The organism is Burkholderia sp. E168m22, assembly GCF_001319805.1.
Taxonomy (GTDB): Bacteria; Pseudomonadota; Gammaproteobacteria; order Burkholderiales; family Burkholderiaceae; genus Burkholderia; species Burkholderia orbicola.
On record NZ_BBSK01000009.1, the window covers coordinates 33,038 to 55,605 of the forward strand.

Annotated in this window: 16 protein-coding genes and 1 pseudogene; 8 read left to right on the top strand and 9 right to left on the bottom strand. The window is 68.2% G+C overall.

Going from position 1 to position 22,568, the window contains the following annotated elements; all coding sequences use genetic code 11:
* Window positions 1-72 precede the first annotated feature (72 nt).
* The 6 genes and pseudogenes from AP428_RS00985 to AP428_RS01010 all read right to left on the bottom strand — a co-directional run bounded on the left by AP428_RS00985 (window position 73) and on the right by AP428_RS01010 (window position 8,963).
* Complete coding sequence (locus tag AP428_RS00985) at window positions 73-462, bottom strand: type II toxin-antitoxin system VapC family toxin (RefSeq protein ID WP_006476852.1); 390 nt, start codon at window positions 460-462, stop codon at window positions 73-75.
* Window positions 459-728, bottom strand: a complete 270-nt coding sequence (locus AP428_RS00990) for a type II toxin-antitoxin system Phd/YefM family antitoxin (protein ID WP_012327935.1) — start codon at window positions 726-728, stop codon at window positions 459-461. Before AP428_RS00990 ends, AP428_RS00985 begins: the two co-directional genes overlap by 4 nt.
* 123 nt (window positions 729-851) lie before the next feature.
* Window positions 852-1,925, bottom strand: coding sequence for a 3-deoxy-7-phosphoheptulonate synthase AroG (gene aroG, locus AP428_RS00995; protein WP_006476851.1), 1,074 nt, complete (start codon window positions 1,923-1,925; stop codon window positions 852-854).
* 398 nt (window positions 1,926-2,323) lie between these two features.
* A complete protein-coding gene (gene tldD, locus AP428_RS01000) occupies window positions 2,324-3,790 on the bottom strand; it encodes a metalloprotease TldD (protein ID WP_054927380.1) in 1,467 nt (488 codons plus the stop codon).
* Between the two features lie 84 nt (window positions 3,791-3,874).
* Complete coding sequence (locus tag AP428_RS01005) at window positions 3,875-4,702, bottom strand: carbon-nitrogen hydrolase family protein (protein ID WP_012327936.1); 828 nt, start codon at window positions 4,700-4,702, stop codon at window positions 3,875-3,877.
* Window positions 4,703-4,764: 62 nt separating this feature from the next.
* A pseudogene (locus AP428_RS01010) lies at window positions 4,765-8,963 on the bottom strand (YhdP family protein).
* Window positions 8,964-9,196: 233 nt separating this feature from the next.
* Between AP428_RS01010 and glnE the strand changes: the two are divergent.
* Window positions 9,197-12,004 (top strand): bifunctional [glutamate--ammonia ligase]-adenylyl-L-tyrosine phosphorylase/[glutamate--ammonia-ligase] adenylyltransferase, encoded by a 2,808-nt coding sequence (gene glnE / locus AP428_RS01015; RefSeq protein WP_054927381.1) that lies wholly within the window; start codon window positions 9,197-9,199, stop codon window positions 12,002-12,004.
* A 144-nt stretch (window positions 12,005-12,148) separates the two neighbouring features.
* Here the strand turns inward: glnE and recN are convergent, their stop codons facing one another.
* Complete coding sequence (gene recN / locus AP428_RS01020) at window positions 12,149-13,798, bottom strand: DNA repair protein RecN (protein ID WP_006476847.1); 1,650 nt, start codon at window positions 13,796-13,798, stop codon at window positions 12,149-12,151.
* Between the two features lie 19 nt (window positions 13,799-13,817).
* The gene (locus AP428_RS01025; RefSeq protein ID WP_011544636.1) at window positions 13,818-14,720 is read right to left on the bottom strand and encodes an NAD kinase; all 903 of its coding nucleotides are present in this window, start codon (window positions 14,718-14,720) and stop codon (window positions 13,818-13,820) included.
* A 131-nt stretch (window positions 14,721-14,851) separates the two neighbouring features.
* Between AP428_RS01025 and hrcA the strand changes: the two genes are divergently transcribed.
* From hrcA to AP428_RS01040, 3 genes are all read left to right on the top strand, one after another.
* Window positions 14,852-15,874: a heat-inducible transcriptional repressor HrcA gene (gene hrcA / locus AP428_RS01030; protein ID WP_011544637.1), complete on the top strand. Its 1,023-nt coding sequence runs from the start codon at window positions 14,852-14,854 to the stop codon at window positions 15,872-15,874.
* A gap of 156 nt (window positions 15,875-16,030) precedes the next feature.
* A complete protein-coding gene (gene hemH, locus AP428_RS01035) occupies window positions 16,031-17,095 on the top strand; it encodes a ferrochelatase (protein ID WP_027810726.1) in 1,065 nt (354 codons plus the stop codon).
* A gap of 84 nt (window positions 17,096-17,179) precedes the next feature.
* The gene (locus tag AP428_RS01040) at window positions 17,180-17,587 is read left to right on the top strand and encodes an RNA-binding S4 domain-containing protein (RefSeq protein WP_027807182.1); all 408 of its coding nucleotides are present in this window, start codon (window positions 17,180-17,182) and stop codon (window positions 17,585-17,587) included.
* On the opposite strand, the gene AP428_RS37075 is transcribed toward AP428_RS01040, so the two are convergent.
* On the bottom strand, window positions 17,559-17,720 hold the full coding sequence (locus AP428_RS37075) for a hypothetical protein (RefSeq protein ID WP_006476841.1): 162 nt from the start codon (window positions 17,718-17,720) through the stop codon (window positions 17,559-17,561). The two genes, AP428_RS01040 and AP428_RS37075, sit on opposite strands and share 29 nt — an antisense overlap.
* A gap of 352 nt (window positions 17,721-18,072) precedes the next feature.
* Between AP428_RS37075 and grpE the strand changes: the two genes are divergently transcribed.
* The 4 genes from grpE to dnaJ all read left to right on the top strand — a co-directional run bounded on the left by grpE (window position 18,073) and on the right by dnaJ (window position 22,564).
* Window positions 18,073-18,618 (top strand): nucleotide exchange factor GrpE, encoded by a 546-nt coding sequence (gene grpE / locus AP428_RS01045; RefSeq protein ID WP_054927382.1) that lies wholly within the window; start codon window positions 18,073-18,075, stop codon window positions 18,616-18,618.
* Between the two features lie 10 nt (window positions 18,619-18,628).
* Complete coding sequence (locus AP428_RS01050) at window positions 18,629-19,072, top strand: thioredoxin family protein (RefSeq protein ID WP_054927383.1); 444 nt, start codon at window positions 18,629-18,631, stop codon at window positions 19,070-19,072.
* 148 nt (window positions 19,073-19,220) lie between these two features.
* Window positions 19,221-21,173 (top strand): molecular chaperone DnaK, encoded by a 1,953-nt coding sequence (dnaK, locus tag AP428_RS01055; RefSeq protein ID WP_006476838.1) that lies wholly within the window; start codon window positions 19,221-19,223, stop codon window positions 21,171-21,173.
* Between the two features lie 254 nt (window positions 21,174-21,427).
* Window positions 21,428-22,564 carry a molecular chaperone DnaJ gene (dnaJ, locus tag AP428_RS01060; RefSeq protein ID WP_053524347.1) on the top strand — a complete coding sequence of 379 codons (1,137 nt, stop codon included), beginning with the start codon at window positions 21,428-21,430 and terminating at the stop codon, window positions 22,562-22,564.
* The last annotated feature ends 4 nt before the right edge of the window (window positions 22,565-22,568 follow it).

Sequence of the window (22,568 nt, forward strand, 5' to 3'; positions counted from 1 at the left end):
GCCAACGCAACAATGCAATGAAAAAGCCCGGCGCGAGCCGGGCTTTTTACATGCGGCACCGTGCGGGCGACTTCAGGCGCGCAACATCAGCGTTGCGTGGTAGCGCCACACCTTCGGATCGGCACTGACGAGCGGCATGCCTTCATGCAGTGCCTGCGCGACCATCATGCGGTCGAACGGATCGGCATGGTCCGGGAAATCCGGCAACGCGGCGACTGCCTCGGCGTGATCGCTGCTGATCGGCAACTCCGCAAAACCTGCAAGCCGAAATGCCGAACGCGCATCTCGCGGATGGACGGGCAGATTGCCTTTGCGGTACTTGATCGCGATTTCCCAAATCGACGCAGCGCTGACGTACAGCGTGTTTTGGGGATGTTCGATCAATGCGGCGGCGGTTGCCGAAAGTTGCGGCGCACCTTCAGCCGCCCAGAGCGCGATGTGCGTATCGAGCAGCAGCTTCACGGTGCAAGCCCTTGGTCCGAGCTGGCATCGAAGTCGGCGGCGATCGATTCATCGCCGGCATTGAATGCCTCGACGCTTGCCGGGATGTTCAATCCGGCAAGCAACTGACGGGCCGCGCCGATCCGCTTCGGCGCGGCGTAAGGAACGATCCGCGCGACCGGATGACCATTGCGGGCGATCACGACTTCGGCTTCGCGCCCCGATTCAAGCGCTTCGACGAGGCTGGAAAGCCGCGACTTGGCATCGTGCATGTTGACGGTCGGCATGGTCGATCCTCTGGTTAGCTAGATGATGTTAGCTAGTCTAGCAGAGCGACACGCCGGGCGCAGGCTGGCCGCATGGCCATTCGCCGCCAGGCCAGGCCATGCGATCAGCCTGTCGGCGTTTCTTCAGTTCCCGCTACCGCGCGCGACGCGCCGTGCCTTCACCGATTCCGCGAGGCCTTCGAGCACCTTCACGCTGTCGTCCCACGCGATGCACGCGTCGGTGATGCTCTGGCCGTAGGTCAGCGCGCAGCCTTCCTTCAGGTCCTGGCGGCCCTCGACGAGGTGCGACTCGATCATCACGCCGACGATGCGTTCGTCGCCGGCCGCGATCTGGCGGCCGATGTCGGCGCACACCGGGATCTGGTTCTCGTGCTTCTTCGAGCTGTTCGCGTGGCTCGCGTCGATCATCAGGCGCGCGGCAAGGCCGGCCTTGCCGATGTCCGCGCACGCGGCGTTCACACTGTCCGCGTCGTAGTTCGGCGCCTTGCCGCCGCGCAGGATCACGTGGCAGTCCTCGTTGCCGGCCGTCGACACGATCGCCGAATGGCCGCCCTTGGTCACCGACAGGAAATGGTGCGGCTGCGACGCGGCCTTGATCGCGTCGACGGCGATCTTCACGTTGCCGTCGGTGCCGTTCTTGAAGCCGACCGGGCACGACAGCCCCGACGCGAGCTCGCGGTGCACCTGCGACTCGGTCGTGCGTGCACCGATCGCGCCCCACGAGATCAGGTCGGCGATGTACTGCGGGCTGATCATGTCGAGGTATTCGGTCGCGGCCGGCAGCCCCATTTCGTTGATCTGCAGCAGCAGCTCGCGCGCGGTGCGCAGCCCTTCGTTGATCTTGAAGCTGTTGTCGAGGTGCGGATCGTTGATGAGCCCCTTCCAGCCGACCGTCGTGCGCGGCTTCTCGAAATAGACGCGCATCACGATTTCCAGTTCGCCCTTGAAGCGCTCGCGTTCCTTCACGAGCCGGCCCGCGTACTCGATCGCCGCCTTCGTATCGTGGATCGAGCACGGCCCGATCACCACGATCAGCCGGTCGTCCATCCCGTGCAGGATGCGGTGCATCGACTGGCGCGAGTGGTAGATCAGCTCGGACGCGGCTTCGGAGCACGCGAATTCGCGGATCAGGTGGGCGGGCGGCGTCAGTTCCTTGAGTTCGCGGATGCGGACGTCGTCGGTGTTGTGCGGGGGCATGCTGTTTCTCCTAATTTTCCGGGGCGCCGTTCGGTCAGTGCGCGTGCGGCAGATTCATCAATTCGGGCGATTCAGTGGTGCCGGTCGGGGCTGCTGAACGGCTGCGGCGGCGACCGGCTGGCGAAGGGCGAAAAAAAACCGCCGGGTTCGCCGGCGGTTTTTTCGGGAATTTCGGTTGCGCTTTACGCGCCATCAACCCTCTCGATCCGCCAGCGGTCTGAGATACCAAAAAAAGTAAAAGTAAAACTTGGCGGACATGACGGAAATTCGGCTCGTCAAAAAAGTTGATTCGGAATTTATACCCGGTCCCCGCGCGGCTGGCAACCGGGGACGTTCAAAAATGCGGACAATCCGCGCGTTTTCGTCAAAATGCGCGGATTGTCTGCGCCGCGATGCGGTTATGCCGTACCGCCGACCGTCATCCTGTCGATCCGCAGGGTCGGCTGGCCGACGCCGACCGGCACGCTCTGGCCTTCCTTGCCGCATACGCCGACGCCCGTGTCGAGCGACATGTCGTTGCCGATCATGCTCACGTACTTCAGCGATTCCGGGCCGCTGCCGATCAGCGTCGCGCCCTTCACCGGGTAGGTGATCTTGCCGTTCTCGATCATGTACGCCTCGGACGCCGAGAACACGAACTTGCCGTTCGTGATGTCGACCTGGCCGCCGCCGAAGTTCACCGCGTACAGGCCGTTCTTCACCGACGCGATGATTTCCTGCGGGTCCTTGTCGCCGTTCAGCATGTACGTGTTCGTCATGCGCGGCATCGGCAGCGCCGCGTACGACTCGCGCCGCGCGTTGCCCGTGACCGGCATCTTCATCAGGCGTGCGTTCAGCGTGTCCTGGATGTAGCCCTTCAGGATGCCGTCCTCGATCAGCGTCGTGCACTGCGTCGGGTTGCCTTCGTCGTCGATGTTCAGCGAGCCGCGGCGGTTCGGCAGCGTGCCGTCGTCGACCACCGTCACGCCCTTCGCGGCGACCTGCTCGCCGATCCGGCCCGCGAATGCCGACGAGCCCTTGCGGTTGAAGTCGCCTTCGAGGCCGTGGCCGATCGCCTCGTGCAGCAGCACGCCCGGCCAGCCCGGCCCGAGCACGACCGTCATCGCGCCGGCCGGCGCGGGGCGGGCGTCGAGGTTGACGAGCGCCGCGTGCACGGCGTCGTCGACGTAGCGCGACAGGACTTCGTCGGTGAAGTAGCCGTAGTCGAAGCGGCCGCCGCCGCCGCCCGAGCCGATCTCGCGGCGGCCGTTCTGCTCGGCGATCACCGTCACCGACACGCGCACCAGCGGCCGGATGTCGGCCGCGAGCGCGCCGTCGCTGCGCGCGACCAGCACGACGTCGTATTCGCCGGCGAGGCCGGCCATCACCTGCGTGATGCGCGGGTCGCGCCCGCGCGCCATCTGCTCGATGCGCTCCAGCAACTTGACCTTGGCCGTCGCGTCGAGCGACGCGAGCGGGTCGGACGGCAGGTATAGGTCGCGGCCCGAGATGCCCCTCAGCGACGAGGCGGCCTTGATTTTCTGGCGGCCGCCGCCGGCCGCCGCGATCGCCTTGGTGGCGGCGGCGGCTTGCGCGATGGCCTCGGGCGACAGGTCGTCCGAGTACGCGAACGCGGTGCGGTCGCCCGCGACCGCGCGCACGCCGACGCCCTGGTCGATGCTGAAGCTGCCCGATTTGACGATGCCTTCCTCGAGGCTCCACGCTTCGCTGCGGGTCGCCTGGAAATACAGGTCCGCGTAGTCGACACGATGCGTGAAGATGTCGGCGATCGTGCGCGTGAGCAGGCTTTCGTCGAGGCCGTACGGCGTGAGCAGGATGTCCTTCGCGAGTGCGAGGTTGCGGATGCCGGGTTCGATGATGTTCATGCGGATATCGGGATTCTCAAAAAGTTGTCGGGTGCTGCCGGGCAGATGGGTGGGCCGCGCGGCGTTTCAAGCGGTGCGGCGGATTCAGGTCAGCACGCGGTGCCGCCACGCGGGCAGGCTCTGGCGTACGTCGGCGATGCGTTGCGGATCGAGCGTGCCGAGCACGACGCTGGCGCCCTCGTCGCGCACCGCGACGATCTCGCCCCACGGGTCGATCAGCATGCTGTGGCCCCACGTGCGCCGGCCGTTCTCGTGCTTGCCGCCCTGCGCGGCCGCGAGCACGTAGCACTGGTTCTCGACGGCCCGCGCGCGCAGCAGCATTTCCCAGTGCGCGCGGCCCGTCGTATACGTAAACGCCGACGGCACGACCATCAGCGCGCAGTCGCCCATGCGGCGATACAGCTCCGGAAAGCGGAGATCGTAACAGACCGACAGGCCGACCTGCCCGAACGGCGCGTCGAACGCGACGACCGTATCGCCCGCGCGGATCGTGCGCGCCTCGTCGAACGATTCGTCGCCTTTCTCGAAGTTGAACAGGTGGATCTTGTCGTAGCGTGCGGCCTCGTTGCCGGACGGATCGAACACGAGCGTCGTGTTCAGCACGCGATCGGGTTCCGGCGCCTTCAGCGGCAGCGTGCCGCCGATCACCCAGATGCCGTGGCGGCGCGCGGCGTCGGCGAGGAACTGCTGGATCGGGCCGTCCCGGTACGGTTCGGCGAGCGCGAGCTTGTCGGTGTCGCGGTGGCCCATGAAGCAGAAATACTCGGGCAGCAGCACGAGCTGCGCGCCTTCACCGGCGGCTTCCGCGATCAGGCGGCGCGCTTCGGCGAGATTGCGGGTGACGTCCGGCGTGCTCACCATCTGCAGCGCGGCGACCTGGAAGGGCGTGGCGGAACGGGCGGGGTCGGTCATCGCGGAATCGGTTGCGTCATAAATGGGGTGCGGCCCGGCGCGCTGCGTGGGTCGATGCGTGCTCAATGGCTCGAGGCATCGGCCGGACCGTGATTCATCTTACCCTGATCGCTTCCCACCCGCTCGATGTGCGGGTGCGCCCACGAGCCGGTGATCGCGTAGTCGAGCGCGAATGCGCGCGACAGCGTCTGGGACAGCGCGTAGTTCGCGGCCAGCACGCCGACGCCGAGCAGCGGATTGATGATGGCCGCCCCGATCGCCGCGGCGCCCGCGCTGATCTTCGGCGCGACGTGCGCATGCAGGTCCTGCGTTTCGGTGCCGAGATCGACCGCCCCGCGCACGGTGACGTTCGCGGGGCCCGTCATCATCGAGAAGTCGTCGGTGCGCGCGATCCCGTTCGAAATCCGGCCGGTACCGGTGATCTTGTCGAACGGCAGCCCCTTGCCGACCACGTCGCGGAAATTCAGCGTCAGGAAGCGCGCGAGGCTCTGCAGGCTCAGCACGCCGAGCAGTTTCGCCGCGCCCGGGTCGACCTTCAGGATCTTCCCGTGTTCGAGATCGAGCGCGACCTGGCCGCCGAGCGACGGGAAGTCGACCGCGGTCGGGCCGCCGCGCCAGCCGACCTTGCCCGTGACCGAGCCGTGACCGTCCGCGAGCGTGCGCGGCAGGCCGACGCGGTCGAGCAGCGCGCCCGCGTTGTCGATGTCGAGCTTGAAGTCGAACACGGTGCGGCGCGGCGCGTCGTTTTCGTCGGCGCCGCGGGCCAGCGCGCGGCGCGAGGTGCGCCAGTTGCCGGTCGCCGTGAGCTTCGCGGCCGGGTTCGCCAGTTCCAGCTTGTCGAGTTGCCACACGGGCGTGCCGTCTTCGTCGATGTTGCGCGCGTTGACGACGAGCCGGCCGATGTCGTGATCGCGCGCGACGACCTGGTCGACGATCAGGTCGATCGACGGCATCGGGCGGTCGGTCGGCGTCGGCAGGTTCATCGCGCGGCCGACGAGGTCGTGCTGCGAACTCTGCGGCACGACCAGCTTCGCGAGCCGCGCGTTCAGCACGCCCGCGCCGTTGTGACCGCCGCCCGGTGCCCACGACAGGTAGCCCGAGACCTGGTTCGACGCGATGTTCGCCTGCCAGAGGTCGTCGACGTGCGACGCGCCGACGATCACGTTCTCCCAGTTGCGCTTGAGCAGCTTCAGCGTGCCGAAATGGAACGCGAAGCGCTTCGGCGCGAAGCTCGCGAAATCGACGCGCGGTGCGGCCTGCGGTTCCGGCGCGCGCGGCGTGTCGGGCTTCAGCGTGTGGGCGAGGGCGAGCCACGCGTCGGCGTCCAGCTCGGCGACGTCGACGGCCGCGCTCACGCCGTCCTGCGGCATGTCGGGCATCCGGTGGATGCCCATCGCGCCGCGTACCGCGCGCAGCGGCTGGCCGCGCGTCGCGTCGAGCAGGTAGGTCGCGGTCACCGGGCCGAGCGTCAGGTCGGCATGTTCGAGGCGCTTGCCGTCCACCTGCGGCGCCGGCTGCAGCGTGAAGCGAAACGGCATCGGCGTGCCGGCCGGTTTCGCGAACGGCGCCGGGAAGTTCAGCGCGACGCCCGTCAGGTCGGATTGCGCGCTCACGTCGGCAGGCGGCCCGGCGCGCCGCGCACCGCGACCTTGTACGGTGCGTCGCCGACCACGTGCTCGAGCAGCGCGGCGGCCGCGCCGTGCAGGTTCAGGCCGCGGGCGGCGTCGAGCGCGAGCCGGCCGTCGACGTCCACCGCGTACGGGCCGTGCGACCGGAAGCTGCCGTTCGCGCGCACCGGGCCGCCGAGGAAGCGCCCCGACAGGTCGTGCAGCGACGCGCCGGCCTCGGTGAAGCGCACGCTGCCGCGCAGGGCCGACAGCGGCGGCACGCCGCTCGTCGACAGTGTGTTGCCGCTGAACGCGAGCGCGCCTTCGACGTGCGTGTGCGGATGGGGGACGTGTTGCGGAATCGTGATCTTCAGCGCGAGCGACGCGGGGCCCTGCGCGTCGATCCGCTGGCCGATATGGTTGCTCATCGTGCCGAGCGAGCTGTTGTCCGCGTAGTCGATCAGGTCGGTGAGCGGGCCCTGCGCATGGCCGTCGATGATCAGCGGCGAGTGCGACGGATTGCCGAGGTCGTCGATGCGGCCCGCGACCTTCGTCAGCGCGACGCGCTTGTAGTGCGCGCGCTGGATGTCGAAACGCAGCTTGTTCTGCGCGAGCTCGAACACGCCGTCGATCCCGTCGAGCGCCGGCCAGACGCTCGGCGTGCCGTTCGCGAGCTTGCGCGGCGGGTATGGCGTCGGCTCGAAGCGGCCGCCGGTGAACGGCGCGACGATATGGAACACGCCGGCGTCCGGCTCGTGTTCGAACGGGAATTTCTCGAGCGGGCCGCGCGCGACGATCGACGCGCCCTTGCTCACGGTGCCGTCCTGCAATGCGTGGCCGAGATAGTCGCGCAGGTGCTCGGACATCCCGGTCGGCAGGTAGCGCGGAATGCGCGCGACCGACGCGCGGGCGAAATCGGCGCGCAGGTCGAGCGTGCCGCGGCCGTGGCCCGGGTTCGTGTACGAGCCCGACACCGCGATTTCGGCATCGGGATTCGACACGAGCAGGTCGGGCAGCGACACGTCGACGCGCGCATGCTTGTCGCCGGGCGCGGGCGTGATCGTCCATTTGGCGTTGCCGCGCAACCGGTCGAACGTCAGGCGCGGCTCGTCGAATTCGCCGGGCACGGTGACGGCCGCTTTGACGGTGTCGATATGCGCGGAGCCGCCCGTCTCGTTGGCATCGACGCGGCCCCACAGGTTCTCGACCCCCGGCCAGCCGGCGCGCGGGTGGCCGCGCGGCGAGAGCCCGGGCGGCGGCTCCTGCGCGGCGAAGCTGATGCCTTGCAGATCGCCGAGGAAGCGGTAGCGGACGATCGGCGCGGCGCCCATGCGCCGCTCCTCGTCGGCGAGATCGGCATGCGCGGGTTTCGCGCGCTCGACCTCGATGTGATAGTTCGACACCATCCCGCGCGGGTCGATCTTGATCAGCTCGTTGCGCAGGCGCGCCGGCAGCGGCAGCCCGCGGATGAATTCGCTGAGGATGCCGAGATCGACGCGGTCGCCGACCACGCTGAGCAGTTGCCCCTGGTTCGCGGTCGGCACGCGGTAGCGCGCCGTCAGCGTCGACAGCGCGAGCGAGCGGGCGAGCGGCGTGCCGTCCGGCAGCGGCGGCTGGCCGAGCTCCGCATTGAAGCGGGTCAGGTGCAGCGTGTAGTCGTGGCCCGCATCGAGCACCATGTCCCAGCCGAAGCCGACCGTCGGCACGTCGAGCCGCGGCTGCGTCGGGCGCACGCGCAGCGCGACGTCGGCGCCTTGCAGGTCGCCGCCCGCCGAGCGCAGGTGGCCGTCGCCGAAGGTCGCCCAGATCGCGTTGTCGATCCGGCCCGCATGGATCGTGAGCGGCACGTCGAGATAGCGCGTGAGCGTCTGCAGGTCGACGGGGCCGGTCGACAGGTACGCGTCGCCGGTCCAGTTCGCGGGCTTGCCGATCGGCGCGAGCGGCTTGTGCTTGAAGCGCGCGCGGAAATCGAGCGGGCCGAGCAGCAGCGTGCCGTTGGCCGGCGCCTGCAGCGCCGCCTTGTGCACGCGGCCGTCGTTGAGCACCGCGATCCGGATGCCGGACAGCACGAGCTCCGGCGCGGCGTGCTGCGCATCGCGCCAGCGCAGCGTGCCGCCGCGCAGCACGATCGCCTCCTGTTTGAGCAGCCAGGTGCCGAACGTGTCGTTGCCGCCGTGGGTGGTGGCGACGCCGACGCCCGCGACGCTCAGCGAGCCGTCGGCCGCCCGCGCGACCACGAGATCGGGCTGGTCGACGATCAGGCTCGACAGCGCGGGCGACAGCCGCAGCAGCGACATCCACGACAGCGCGGCCGTCGCGTGCGGCACCGACAGCGCGACCTTGCCGTCACGGCCGCGGATCGTCAGGTTCGTGAGTTCGACGCCCGGCTGCATGCCGGACCAGTTCGGGGAAAGCTTGCCGATCGAAAGCTGGGCGTGGAGCTTGTCGGACACGGCGCGCTCGATGCGCGGGCGGAATTCGTCGATGCGGGGCAGCACCACGTAGCGCAGCCCGAGGAAGGCGCCGGACGCGATGAAGTAGGTGCCGATGCCGACTGCCAGCGTCACCCTGAACACGCGACGCAGGACCGGATGATCGTGCTTCGGAGGTCCCGCTTCGGGCGCAGCTACGGCGGATTCCTGACGGTCGGACATGCGGCGGACGGGCGGCGATATGGTAGTTTTGCAGACTGACGTTGAAATGTATCACAGGGGTTCGTGCCGGCGGCCGTTGGGGGCTGCACGGCACGGGCTTTCCGGCGCGCGGTGTCGCGACGGGCGCACGCGCGTCCGGCGGGGCCGCGCCGAGTCCATGGGGCTGGCCGGCCGCGGGGCGCGCACGCGCCGGCCCGCAGCCGGCCGGCCTTTTCCGCCAGGCCCGCTTCTCGATGACCGACGCATCCGCCCTGATCAGCACGTCCTATTCCCGATACCTTGCCCGCGCGGCTGCCGCGCGGCCCGCGCTGGCCGAACAGATTGCCGCGTGGGCGGCCGCGCCGCTCGGCCGCGCGCAGCTCGACGCGCGCCTCACCGAGTTGCTCGCGACGCCCGCCGGCACGGCCGCGCCGGGCGAGGAGCAACTGAAGCGCGCGCTGCGGCAGTTGCGCGCCGAGGCGTTCGGCGCGGTCGCGGAACGCGACCTGCGCGGGCTGGCGGACGTCGCCGAGGTCACCGGCGCGATGACCGATCTCGCCGAAGTGGCCGTGCAGCGCTCGCTCGCGCTGCTGTCGGCCGAACTCGAGGCGCTGTACGGCGAGCCGCGCGGCGCCGACGGCCAGCGCGTCGTGCTCGGCGTGGTCGGGATGGGCAAGCTCGGCGGCCGCGAGTTGAACGTGTCGTCGGACATCGACCTGATCTTCGTCTACGAGGACGACGGCGAAACCACCGGCGGCACGCGGTCGCCGCTGTCCACGCAGGAATACTTCACGCGGCTCGGCCGGCGCCTGATCGGCGTGCTGTCCGAGGTCACGGCCGACGGCTACGTGTTTCGCGTCGATATGCGGCTGCGCCCGAACGGCGATTCGGGGCCGCTCGTCTGCAGCATCGGCATGCTCGAGGAATATTTCTACGTGCAGGGGCGCGAGTGGGAGCGCTATGCGTGGATCAAGGGGCGGCTCGTGTCGGAAGGCGACAGCGACGCGGCGCAGCGGCTGGCGGCGCAGCTGGAATCGATCGTCAAGCCGTTCGTCTACCGTCGCTATCTCGATTTCGGCGTGATCGGCGCGATCCGTTCGCTGCACCAGCAGATCCGGCACGAAGCCGCGCGGCGCGCGTCGATGCGGCCCGACAAGGCCGACGACATCAAGCTCGGGCGCGGCGGGATCCGCGAGATCGAGTTCAGCGCGCAGGTGTTCCAGCTGATCCGCGGCGGCCAGGATGCGGAATTCCGCGTGCGGCCGACGCTCGCGGTGCTGCGGCATGCGCAGGCGCGCGGGCTGATCGGCGACGACGTGTGCGCGCGCCTGACCGACGCCTACAATTTCCTGCGCACGCTCGAGCACCGGCTGCAGTACCGCAACGACGCGCAGACGCACGCGATGCCGGTCGAGCCCGACGAGCGCGCGGCGCTGGCCGCGTCGCTCGGTTTTGCCGACTATGCGGCGCTGATGACGGTGCTGGACGAACACCGGAACTTCGTCGAGGCGCAGTTCGACCAGATCTTCGCGGACAAGGTGAAGGGCGGCGGCCCTTGCACGGCGGGTGACGATACGGCGGCCGCGTGGATCTGGAGCGGCGCGCTGGCCGACGACGGCGAGGACGACGCGCTGGTCGCGCGCCTCGACGGCCTCGGGTTCGCCGATCCGGCCGCCGTGCTCGCGCGGCTGCGCGCGATCTGGCAATCGTCGCGTTATACGGGGCTGCCGGAAAAGAGCCGGCAGCGCTTCGACAGCGTCGCGCAGCGCGCGCTCGACGCCGCGCCGACGATCGACGCCGCGCGCCGCGACGACACGATCGTGCGCCTGTTCGATCTGCTCGAGACGGTGAGCCGGCGCGGCGTCTATCTCGCGCTGCTGACCGAATATCCGGCCGCGCTCGACCGTGTGCTGTCGGTGCTCGGCGCGACGCGCTGGGGCGGCGGCTACCTGATCCGCCACCCGCAGCTGCTCGACGAATTGCTCGACGACGAGGCGATCGCGAGCCCGTTCGACTGGCCCGCGTTCAAGGATGCGCTGCGCGCGCGGCTCGCGGCGGCGGACGGCCCCGAGCAGCAGATGGACCTGCTGCGCCACGCGCAGCACGCGGAGGTGTTCCGGATCCTGCTGATCGACCTGGCCGGGCAACTGTCGGTCGAGCATGTGAGCGACCGGCTGTCCGAGCTGGCCGACGCGGTGCTCGACGTGACGATCGAAGTCGTCTGGTCGCAGCTCGCGAAGCGCCACCGCGACGTGCCGAAGTTCGCGGTGATCGCGTACGGCAAGCTGGGCGGCAAGGAGCTCGGCTACGCGTCGGATCTCGACCTGATCTTCCTGTACGACGACCCGGACGAGCGCTCGGCGGACGTCTACACGACCTTCACGCGGCGCCTGATCACGTGGCTCACGACCGCGACCGGCGCGGGCGCGCTGTTCGACATCGACCTGCGGCTGCGGCCGAACGGCGAGGCCGGGCTGCTCGTCACCGATCTCGACGCGTTCCGCCGCTACCAGTTGCGCGAGGGCGATGCGGCGAACACCGCGTGGGTGTGGGAGCACCAGGCGCTGACGCGCGCCCGCTACAGCGCGGGCGACGCGCAGATCGGCGCGGCTTTCGAGGCGATCCGCCAGCAGGTGCTGACGACGCCGCGCGATGGCGGCGTGCTCGCCAAGGAGATCGTCGACATGCGCGGCAAGGTGTTCGCCGGCCATCCGAACCACACCGAGCTGTTCGACCTGAAGCACGATCGCGGCGGGATGGTCGACATCGAGTTCATCGTCCAGTACTGGGTGTTGCTGCATGCGTCGAGCGACGCGGAGCTGATCCGCAATACCGGCAACATCGCGCTGCTGCGCGAGGTCGCGCGTTTCGGGCTGATGGGCGAGGACGAGGCCGAGCGCGTCGGCGCGGCGTACCGCAAGTACCGGAAACTCCAGCACAAGCTGCGGCTCGACGGGATGGAGAAGGCGCGCGTCGACCCGGCGGTGGTGGCGGACGAGCGGGCGGCCGTGACGGCGCTGTGGGAGCGCGTGTTCGGGGCCGTTGATGTTCAGGGCGGCTGAAACGGGCGTTTGAGGCGCGCGTTCGAATTCCACGGACGATTCGGCGGCGCAAGGCGGATGCGATCGAGCAGCCGATCGTCCGTCCGTGAAAAAAGACCGGCGCATGCGCCGGTCTTCCTGCATTCGGCCAATGCGGTGCCAGCGTCAGGCCGCCAGCATTTCCTTCGCGTGCTTACGTGTGGTGGCCGTGATTTCCAGCCCGCCGAGCATCCGCGCGACTTCCTCGACGCGGCTCGCCTTGTCGAGTGCGACGACCGACGACACCGTGCCGCCACGCTCGTCGGCGCCTTTCGCCACCTGGAAATGATGGTCGCCGCGCGCGGCGACCTGCGGCAGGTGCGTCACGCACAACACCTGGCGGTCGCGCCCGAGCTGGTGCAGCAGGCGGCCGACCACTTCGGCGACGCCGCCGCCGATCCCCGTGTCGACTTCGTCGAAGATCAGCGTCGGCGTCGGGCTCGCCGCGCTGGCGATCACCGCGAGCGCGAGGCTGATCCGCGCGAGCTCGCCGCCCGACGCGACCTTCGCGAGCGGCCGCAGCGGCACGCCCGGGTGCCCGGCCACGCGGAACTCGACCTGTTCGAGCCCGTGCGGGCCGCCGTCGGCGAGCGGCACGAGCGCGACTTCGAAGCTCCCGCCCGCCATCGACAATTCCTGCATGCCGGCCGTGACGGCCGTGCCGAGCGCCTTGGCCGCCTGCGCGCGCGCTTTCGACAGGCGTTTGGCGTCGGCGAGATAGGCTTCCCGCGCCTTGGCCTGCGCCGCTTCGAGCGCGCCGAGATCGGCGGCCGCGTCGAGCGCGGCGAGTTGCGCGCGGCGCGCCGCATGCTCTTCGTGCAGCGTGTCGGGCGGCAGCCGGAACTTGCGGGCGGTCGAGTGCAGCGCGTCGAGACGCGCTTCGACCTGCGCGAGCCGCTCCGGGTCGAGGTCGACGCGCTGCGCGTAGTGCGACAGCGAGTAGACGGCTTCCTGCAACTGGATCTCGGCCGGCTCCAGCGACGCGAGCGCATCGCCGAGCGCGGTGTCGTAGTCGGCCAGGCTGCGCAGCTTCGACACGATCGCGCCGAGCTGCGCGAGCATCGCGTCGTCGGACTCGGACAGCGCGTTGAGCGCGCCGCGCACGCCTTCGATCAGGTTCGCCGAATGCGACAGGCGCTTGTGTTCGTTGCTGACTTCGTCCCATTCGCCGGCTTGCGGCGCGAGCTTGTCGAGTTCGGCGAGCTGCCACGCGAGCTTTTCGCGCTCGAGCTGCAGTTCGCGCTCGTGCGCCTTCGCGGCGTCGATCGCCTGCGTCGCGTCGCGCCATACGCGCCACGCGCGCGCGACGTTCGCGGCATCGGCGACGAGCCCCGCATGCGTGTCGAACAGCTCGCGCTGCGCGTCGGGCCGCATCAGCAACTGGTGCGCGTGCTGGCCGTGGATGTCGACGAGCATTTCGCCGAGTTCGCGCAGTTGCGCGAGCGTCGCGCTGGTGCCGTTGATGAATGCGCGCGAGCGGCCGTTCGCGTCGATCACGCGGCGCAGCATCACGCTGTCCTCGGCGTCGAACGCGTGTTCGTCGAGCCAGCGCGCGACGCGGTCGTGCGGCGTGAATTCGGCCGTGATGTCGGCGCGACCGCAGCCGGTGCGCACGACGCTTGCGTCGGCGCGTTCGCCGAGCGCGAGGGCCAGGGCGTCGATCAGGATCGATTTGCCGGCGCCGGTTTCGCCGGAAAAGACGGAAAAGCCGCTGTCGAATTCGAGATCGAGCGCGGCGACGATGACGAAGTCGCGGATCGAGAGGTGGCGGAGCATGGTGTCGGGGGCGGCGGCGTCAGGACGCCTTGTCGTCTTCGTTCGATGCGTGTTCGTTCCAGTGCAGCTTCTTGCGCAGCGTCGTGTAGTAGCTGTAGCCGATCGGGTGCAGGAACGGCACCGTGTGCTTCGAGCGGCGCACCTCGATCGTATCGTTCAGTTCGAGCGACGTGAACGACTGCATGTCGAAGTTCACGTTGACGTCGCGGCCGCCGACGATCTGGATCGCGATCTTCGAATCGTCGGGCAGCACGATCGGCCGGTTCGACAGCGCGTGCGGCGCGATCGGCACGAGCACGACGCCCGCCAGCTGCGGATGGAGGATCGGGCCGGCCGACGACAGCGCGTACGCGGTCGAGCCGGTGGGCGTCGCGACGATCAGGCCGTCCGAGCGCTGGTTGTACATGTAGCGGCCGTCGACCGACGCGCGCAGCTCGACCATCCCGGAGAAGCCGCTGCGGTTCACGACGACGTCGTTGAACGCGAGCGCGTGGTAGATCGGTTCGCCGTCGCGCACGATCCGCGCCTCGAGCAGCGAGCGCTCCTCGCGCTCGAACTTGCCGGCCAGCATCACCGGCACGAGCGCCTGCATGTCGGACGCCGCGATGTCGGTGATGAAGCCGAGCCGCCCGTGGTTGATGCCGATCAGCGGGGTCCGGTACGGCGCGAGCTGGCGGCCGATGCCGAGCATCGTGCCGTCGCCGCCGAGCACGATCGCCACGTCCGCTCGTGCCCCGATTTCGGCCGGGGTGAGCGCCGGATAGCCGGCGATGCCGATTTCCCGCGCGGTATCGCCTTCGAAGACGACCTCGAAGCCGAGCGTGGCGATGCTGTCCGCCAGCGTGGCGAGCGGTTCGGCGATGCCGGGCGTGTTGCTCCGGCCGACGAGCGCGACAGTCTTGAACTGATTACCGGTTTTCATGCCGGCATTACACCATAGCTCGTTGACGAAAAGAACCGGCTGTGCGCCGACGGGGCCGGATCGGGCCGCCCCGCGCAACGGTGGCCGACGGTACTCGCCGCAGTCGCGCGGTTGCGCTAAAATTTTCCACCATGCTAGATCCTCGCGCACGAACCCTCCTGAAAACCCTGATCGAACGGTATATCGCCGACGGTCAGCCGGTCGGCTCGCGCACGTTGTCCCGTTACTCCGGGCTCGAGCTGAGCCCGGCGACGATCCGCAACGTGATGTCCGACCTGGAGGAGCTCGGCCTCGTGTCGAGCCCGCACACGTCGGCCGGCCGCGTGCCGACGCCGCGCGGGTACCGGCTGTTCGTCGATACGATGCTGACGGTCGAGGCGCCGATCGACGCCGAGGCCGTCGCGCGCCAGGTGCAGAACACGCTGCAGGCCGGCGAGCCGCAGCAGCGGGTGGTCGCGGCCGCCGCGAGCGTGCTGTCGAACCTGTCGCAGTTCGCGGGCGTCGTGCTGACGCCGCGCCGCAGCCACGTGTTCAAGCAGATCGAGTTCATGCGCCTGTCCGACAAGCGCATCCTGCTGATCATCGTCACGCCCGAGGGCGACGTGCAGAACCGCATGCTCGCGACGCCGCGCGACTATTCGCCGTCGCAGCTGACCGAGGCGTCCAACTACATCAATGCGCATTTCGCCGGCCTGTCGTTCGACGAGGTGCGCCGCCGCCTGCGCGACGAGATCGACCAGTTGCGCGGCGACATGACGACGCTGATGCACGCGGCCGTGACGGCCAGCACCGAGGTGCCCGACACCGAGGACACCGTGCTGATTTCCGGCGAGCGCAACCTGCTCGAAGTGGCGGATCTTTCTTCCGACATGGCGCGGCTGCGCAAGCTGTTCGACGTATTCGACCAAAAGACGGGCCTCCTGCAACTGCTCGACGTGTCGAGCCACGCCCAGGGCGTGCAGATCTTCATCGGCGGCGAATCGACGCTCGTGCCGATCGAGGAAATGAGCGTCGTCACCGCGCCGTACGAGGTGAACGGGCAGATCGTCGGCACGCTCGGCGTGATCGGCCCGACCCGGATGGCGTACAACCGCGTGATCCCGATCGTCGACATCACCGCGCGCCTGCTGTCGCTCACGCTGAGCCAGCAATAACCGGTGACCCGCCGGCGGTGGCGGACAATCGCCTGCCCGATCCCGCCCCGCTATCGTGCCGCGCCGCCGCTCGCGGCGACAGTCGGCCGAACGGCACGGGGCGGCCCGCTATAATCGAGGACCGTCCGGTCCCGTGCCTCGAGCACGTTCTTGCCCATGCGTTTCGATCTTGAGCCGCCTTCGAGCGTCGCGGCCGCCCATCGCATCGGTGTGCTGCTGATCAATCTCGGCACACCCGACGCGCCCACGCCGCGCGCCGTACGGCGCTACCTGGCCGAATTCCTGTCGGACCCGCGGGTCGTCGAAATCCCGCAGGCCGTCTGGCAGGTGCTGCTGCGCACGCTGATCCTGCCGCTGCGCGGCCGCGCGTCCGCGAAGAAATACGCGGCCGTCTGGATGCCCGAGGGTTCGCCGCTGCGCGTGTACACCGAGCGCCAGACCGACAGCGTGCGCCATCTGCTCACGTCGAACGGCTATCACGTGATGGTGGACTACGCGATGCGCTACGGCAGCCCGAACATTTCGCATGCGCTCGCGCAGTTCAAGCGTGCCGGCGTCGAGCGCGTGCTGCTGATGCCGATGTATCCGCAATACTCGGCGTCGACCACGGCCACCGCCTTCGATGCCGCGTTCGACGCGCTGGCGCGCATGCGCAATCAGCCGGAAGTGCGCACGGTGCGGCACTACGCCGACCATCCGGCCTATATCCATGCGCTGGCCGAGCAGGTGCGCCAGTACTGGGCGCAGCACGGCCGGCCCGATTTCGCGGCCGGCGACAAGCTGGTGCTGAGTTTCCATGGCGTGCCCAAGCGCACGCTCGATCTCGGCGACCCGTATCACGACCAGTGTCAGCAGACGGGCGCGTTGCTGATGGCCGCGCTCGGGCTGTCGACCACCGAATGCCGCGTCACGTTCCAGTCACGCTTCGGCAAGGCCGAATGGCTTCAGCCGTACACCGCGCCGACGCTGCGCGAATTCGGCGAGGCCGGCGTGCGGCGCGCCGACGTGTTCTGTCCCGGCTTCACGGCCGATTGCCTGGAGACGATCGAGGAAATCGGCATGGAGGTGCGCGACGAGTTCCTCGCCGGCGGCGGCAAGACTTTTCACCGGATTCCGTGCCTGAACGGCGCGTCCGCGTGGATCGGCGCGCTCGGCGAGATCGTCGCGGAGAATCTGCAGGGCTGGCCCGTCAAGGCTGCGCAGCCCGAACCGGTCAACTGAGATGAAACGACTGCCGCGTCCACTGCACTCGCTGCCGCCCGAAGGCGCGGCCGGCCTTTGCAGGGCGGCCCGGCGGAGACTGACATGAACTACAAGATTTCCACGGAGCCGGGCGCGAAGCTGCGCATCGACAAATGGCTGTGGGCGGCCCGGTTCTTCAAGACGCGCTCGCTCGCGACCGATGCGGTCGACAAGGGGCACGTGAAGATCGGCGGCGCGGCGGTCAAGCCGTCGAAGGACGTGCGGGTCGGCGACGAGGTGGAGATTGCGATCGACGGCATCGTCTGGCACATTGCCGTGCTGGGCGTGTGCGACGTGCGCGGGCCCGCGAGCGTCGCGCAGACGCTCTACGCTGAAACGGAAGCGGGGCGGGCCGCGCGGCTCGCCGAACTGGAGCGTCGCCGCACGTATCGCGAGCCGGCGGCCGAACTGCACGGCCGGCCGACGAAGCGCGACCGGCGCATCATCGACAGATTTTCTGGTGGGAGCTGAACATCTGGTCGAACGTCGCCCGCGCGCTTCCGTATTCGGTCGTGCGGTCGGTGACGGCTCCGGACAGGCAGATGGTGGTGGTGCCGGCAATGAGTACCAGCGCGACCACCGATATCGCAAAGGTCAGTTTCACGGTACTCCCCTCGATAACAAGGGTGAAAACGGCGCCAGGTGGATGTCAGGCGACGGTCAGCTCAGGGTAAACACGCTTTCCGACGCTTGAATGGAGTGTAGTGCAGCCGGCCTGTGCGGAGCTAGTACTTGCCCGGTAAGCGTTGTTACAGGCCGTTTCGCCCGATCCGGCGGACTATGCGACGCCTGCACCGGAAAGTGCGCGGTTGTTTCACGGCATTGGCGAATGCCGGCGAAAGACCCTCTTGAAATTGCAGTTTTCGCCCTTATTTGCACCAGTAATGTGCGGTGCCGTCGGGTATACGTCCGATGGTTGCCGATTTGGCTTCAACCTCTAATCGACTTTCAGCGACATGGAAAACACGCAAGAGAACCCGACTACCCCATCGGCCGAAGACGTCGGCAGCGAGAAGCAGGCGGCGCAAGGCGCCGCACCCGCTGCCGAAGCTGCCGACGCGGCGCTCGCGGAGGCTCAAGCCAAGGTCGCCGAGCTCCAGGAAAGCTTCTTGCGGGCGAAGGCCGAGACCGAGAACGTGCGCCGCCGCGCGCAGGACGACGTGTCGAAGGCGCACAAGTTCGCGATCGAAAGCTTCGCGGAGCACCTGCTGCCCGTGCTGGACAGCCTGGAAGCGGCCGTCAACGATACCTCCGGCGATATCGCGAAGGTGCGCGAAGGCGTCGAGCTGACGCTGCGCCAGCTGACGAGCGCGCTCGAGAAGGGCCGCGTCGTCGCGATCAACCCGATCGGCGAGAAGTTCGATCCGCACCAGCACCAGGCCATTTCGATGGTGCCGGCCGAGCAGGAGCCGAACACCGTCGTCTCGGTGCTGCAAAAGGGCTATACGATCGCCGACCGCGTGCTGCGCCCGGCGCTCGTCACCGTCGCCCAGCCGAAGTAAGGCGGCCGACATGGTGCCCGCCGGCGTCGATCCGGCCGCGTTCGACGCGTTCGACATGCAGGCGCTCGACGCCGGCACGTTCGACGCGGCCATCGACGGCGCGGGCGATGCGCTGGCCGTGGTGTTCTTCTGGGGCGTCGACTGCTTCAACTGCGAGATCGCGAAAAAGGCGATGCTCGCCCAGCCCGATGCCATCCGCGCGCTGGGCCTGAGGTGGTTCCATTGCAACGTGTACGAACACCATGAACTGGGGCGCCGCTTCGGGCTGCACGGCGTGCCGACGTGGTTCTTCTTCCACCGCGGCAAGCGGCTGGGGCGCGCGACCGGCTGGCACGGCCTCGCGCAGTTCCAGGCGGCCGTCGCGGCGGCGCGCGGGAAGATCGCCGCGGCGGCCGCCGCACCGGCCGGCGAACGCACCGGCGGCCCGCACGATCCGCTAGCCGGCGGCGATTGAAAAAATTTAATATCCGCATCGCTCGTCGGGTCTTGAAAACGGATCGGGCGGACGCATTTCGGGAACAGAGTTGAATTCTGGCGTGCGAAACCGCCCAAAAACGCGGCGTTTCGTGCAGCAAACAAGCATTTCTGGAGATTAGGAAAAAATGGGAAAGATCATCGGTATTGACCTCGGCACCACGAACTCGTGCGTCGCCATCATGGAAGGCAACCAGGTCAAGGTCATCGAGAACTCGGAAGGCACGCGCACCACGCCGTCGATCATCGCGTACATGGACGACAACGAAGTGCTCGTCGGCGCGCCGGCCAAGCGCCAGTCGGTGACCAACCCGAAGAACACGCTGTTCGCCGTGAAGCGCCTGATCGGCCGCCGTTTCGAAGAGAAGGAAGTCCAGAAGGACATCGGCCTGATGCCGTACTCGATCATCAAGGCCGACAACGGCGATGCATGGGTCGAAGCGCACGGCGAAAAGCTCGCGCCGCCGCAGGTGTCGGCTGAAGTGCTGCGCAAGATGAAGAAGACGGCCGAAGACTACCTCGGCGAGCCGGTCACGGAAGCCGTGATCACGGTGCCGGCGTACTTCAACGACAGCCAGCGCCAGGCGACCAAGGACGCCGGCCGCATCGCGGGCCTCGAAGTCAAGCGGATCATCAACGAGCCGACCGCAGCCGCGCTCGCGTTCGGCCTCGACAAGGTCGAGAAGGGCGACCGCAAGATCGCCGTGTATGACCTCGGCGGCGGCACGTTCGACGTGTCGATCATCGAGATCGCGGACGTCGACGGCGAAATGCAGTTCGAAGTGCTGTCGACCAACGGCGACACGTTCCTCGGCGGCGAAGACTTCGACCAGCGCATCATCGATTACATCATCGGCGAGTTCAAGAAGGAGCAGGGCGTCGACCTGTCGAAGGACGTGCTCGCGCTGCAGCGCCTGAAGGAAGCCGCTGAAAAGGCGAAGATCGAGCTGTCGTCGGGCCAGCAGACCGAAATCAACCTGCCGTACATCACGGCGGACGCGTCGGGCCCGAAGCACTTGAACCTGAAGATCACCCGCGCGAAGCTGGAAGCGCTGGTGGAAGACCTCGTCGAGCGCACGATCGAACCGTGCCGCATCGCGATCAAGGACGCAGGCGTCAAGGTGTCGGACATCGACGACGTGATCCTGGTCGGCGGCCAGACGCGCATGCCGAAGGTCATGGAGAAGGTGAAGGAGTTCTTCGGCAAGGATCCGCGCCGTGACGTGAACCCGGACGAAGCCGTCGCGGTCGGTGCGGCGATCCAGGGCCAGGTGCTGTCGGGCGACCGCAAGGACGTGCTGCTGCTCGACGTGACCCCGCTGTCGCTCGGTATCGAGACGCTCGGCGGCGTGATGACGAAGATGATCAACAAGAACACGACGATCCCGACGAAGCACGCCCAGGTGTACTCGACGGCGGACGACAACCAGGGCGCCGTGACGATCAAGGTGTTCCAGGGCGAACGCGAAATGGCAGCGGGCAACAAGCTGCTCGGCGAGTTCAACCTCGAAGGCATCCCGCCGGCACCGCGCGGCGTGCCGCAGATCGAAGTGACCTTCGACATCGACGCGAACGGCATCCTGCACGTCGGCGCGAAGGACAAGGCGACCGGCAAGGAAAACAAGATCACGATCAAGGCGAACTCGGGCCTGTCCGAGGCTGAAATCGACCAGATGATCAAGGACGCGGAAGCGAACGCAGCGGAAGACCACAAGCTGCGCGAGCTGGCCGATTCGCGCAACCAGGGCGACGCGCTGGTGCACAGCACGAAGAAGGCGCTGACCGAGTACGGCGACAAGCTGGACGCGGGCGAGAAGGAAGCCATCGAAGCGTCGCTGAAGTCGCTTGAAGAAGTGCTGAAGGACACGTCGGCCGACAAGGCGGCGATCGACGCGAAGGTCGAGGAGCTCGGCAAGGTCTCGCAGAAGCTCGGCGAGAAGATGTACGCCGACATGCAGGCCCAGCAGGCGGGTGCTGCCGGCGCGGCCGGTGCAGCGGAAGGCGCGGCCCACGCGGGCGGTGCGCAACAGGCTGCCGACGACGTCGTCGACGCCGAGTTCAAGGAAGTGAAGAAGGACTAAGCCGGGTTGCAACGACACCGTACGCCGCGCGCGAAAACGCGCGCGGCGCGGCTGACAAGCGGTCTGTCTTTCCTTCCGGATGGCCGGATCGACTCCACGCCTGGCGGGCCTTGCGGCCCTCCGGGCACATTTGTTTTTTGGCGGGTGCTGCGCGAGCCGTCCGCGGACGGTGCAGCGCCAGACGAGTCGAGAGACTTTACTGCGGGCGAAAGGAGCCGCCGCGTGCGCGATGCGTGGCGGCACAGTGAATCGATATGGCGAAACGGGATTACTACGAGGTTCTGGGCGTCGCGAAGAATGCGAGCGACGACGAAATCAAGAAGGCATATCGCAAGCTTGCGATGAAGTATCACCCTGACCGCAATCCGGACAGCAAGGATGCGGAAGAGCATTTCAAGGAGGTGAAGGAAGCCTATGAAATGCTCTCGGATGGTCAGAAGCGGGCCGCGTACGACCAGTACGGCCACGCGGGCGTCGATCCGAACATGGGCGGTGCGGGCGCACAGGGTTTCGGCGGCTTCGCGGATGCATTCGGCGACATTTTCGGCGACATCTTCGGCCAGGCCGCGGGCGGCGCCGCGCGCGGCGGCCGCGGCGGCCCGCAGGTGTACCGCGGCGCCGACCTGCGCTACAGCATGGAAATCACGCTCGAGCAGGCCGCGCACGGCTACGACACGCAGATCCGCGTTCCGAGCTGGGTGTCGTGCGAAGTCTGCCACGGGTCGGGCGCGAAGCCCGGCACGAAGCCGGAAACCTGCCCGACCTGTCATGGCCAGGGCACGGTGCGCATGTCGCAGGGCTTCTTCAGCATCCAGCAGACCTGCCCGAAGTGTCACGGCACGGGCACCTATATCCCCGAGCCGTGCGCGCATTGCCACGGGTCGGGCAAGGTGAAGGAAACCAAGACGCTCGAAGTGAAGATCCCGGCCGGGATCGACGACGGGATGCGCATTCGCTCGGCCGGCAACGGCGAGCCGGGCATCAACGGCGGGCCGCCGGGCGACCTGTACGTCGAGATCCACATCAAGCCGCACTCGGTGTTCGAGCGCGACGGCGACGATCTCCACTGCCAGATGCCGATCCCGTTCACGACCGCCGCACTCGGCGGCGAGATCGAGGTGCCGACGCTGGCCGGCCGTGCGTCGTTCCCGGTGCCGGAAGGCACGCAGTCGGGCAAGACGTTCCGTCTGCGCGGCAAGGGCATCAAGGGGCTGCGCTCGAGCATCGCGGGCGATCTGTACGTGCACGTGCAGGTCGAGACGCCCGTGAAGCTGACCGACCAGCAGCGCGACCTGCTCAAGCAGTTCGAGAAGTCGCTGGCCGAAGGCGGTGCGCGTCACAGCCCGCAGAGCAAGAGCTGGTTCGACCGTGTGAAGAGCTTCTTCGAGTAACGGC